We start from the raw sequence: 1,357 nt of genomic DNA on the forward strand, positions 1-1,357 counted from the left end.
TGTTTCGCCTTGTGCGACGGTGTGTTGTTGTGTCATTGAAATATCCTTATCCCTAAATATAAATATCGCCAGAGCAAGTCTACGTTTAGGTGATGTTGCCTACTGACCAATCGTGATCGGCGAGTTCAAAAAAGCTGACTTTGGCGTTTTCAAAATCAGGGCCTGAGACATTGGCATAGCCGTTTTTATCGAGCTGTCCGGTGATAATATGGCCGTTACGTAAGCGAATTTTATAGCCCATGTTGGCTTGGGGCTCGCCTGTCTCATCTAGTAGCTCAATTTCGTAACCTAACGTAGGCTGCTCAACGGTGAATGTGGTGCTATCTACCGCGCCATTGGCAGTTGCAGTGACATTATAAGCCCCTGGTTTAACCTCAAAATAGTGCTGCCAAAAGGATACTTCGTCTGGGCGTTTTTTTGCTAGTTGCAAGGTTACTTGCCCGCTGGTTGGCCCTTGCCATTGTTACTACATGAACCTTCAATATGTTGTTTTTAGTGGTAAATTCCGGCCCATATTCAGAACCACGGGCCAAAGCTACAGATGGAAATCGCTTTACTAGTTATTCTCACGCCACTGGGCTTGTCCTGAGGCTAGTTCGTGTAATACACGGCCTGTAAATCCCGCTGAACGGGTATTAGATAACCAAACTTTGATTTCACCTGACTCACCCATACCGACTATTAAGTATGGTTTTATTTCCTTAAATACTTCACCTGTTGATAACGTAAAATAAGGGAGAGATTTAGCTAACTTATAACCATTTTTATCTATTGCCACTTCACCAAAGTAAATTCTATTTTCTGACTTATCTAACCATTCAACCGCGACTTTTTCTGGGAATTTTTGATTGTAAACACTTACAGTACCACCAGCTTGTGCGTAACAACATTCTATTGCACCGGAAGGAATACCCCATTCATCATCAAATACCACAGAACGCCCCCAAATTGCATTGCCATTTTCGGTGCCGACACCTGCGACCATGTAATCAATTTTACCTGTTGACGAGCAACCCACTACAAATAATGTAAAGGTCAATGTGGTGAGACATTTTATGAGGTTACTCAAAATATATTCCATTTAAGTTCAAGCTGTCCTTGAGGAATGGCTTAGTTACTTATTCTCACGCCACTGTGCTTGCCCTGAGGCTAGTTCGTGTAATACGCGACCTGTAAATCCCGCTGAACGGGTATTAGATAACCAAACTTTGATTTCACCTGACTCACCCATGCCGACTATTAAATATGGTTTTATTTTCTTAAATACCTCACCTGTCGATAAAGTAAAATAAGGGAGAGATTTAGCTAATTTGTAACCTTTTTTGTCTATTGCAACTTCACCAAAGTAAATTCTATT

At 41.6% G+C, this 1,357-nt stretch carries 2 protein-coding genes and 1 pseudogene; all 3 read right to left on the bottom strand.

Annotated elements, in window-relative coordinates; all coding sequences use genetic code 11:
* Positions 1–85: 85 nt before the first annotated feature.
* Positions 86–430, bottom strand: a complete 345-nt coding sequence (locus tag H5158_RS22480) for a hypothetical protein (RefSeq protein WP_259399482.1) — start codon at positions 428–430, stop codon at positions 86–88.
* Between the two features lie 126 nt (positions 431–556).
* Entirely contained in the window at positions 557–1,069 is a 513-nt protein-coding gene (locus tag H5158_RS22485; protein WP_182740958.1) for a DUF2931 family protein, read from the bottom strand.
* Between the two features lie 45 nt (positions 1,070–1,114).
* Positions 1,115–1,357, bottom strand: a pseudogene (locus H5158_RS22490) (DUF2931 domain-containing protein); the annotation flags it as partial.

Source organism: Pseudoalteromonas sp. SR45-6, from assembly GCF_014163545.1.
Classification (GTDB): domain Bacteria; phylum Pseudomonadota; class Gammaproteobacteria; order Enterobacterales; family Alteromonadaceae; genus Pseudoalteromonas; species Pseudoalteromonas rhizosphaerae.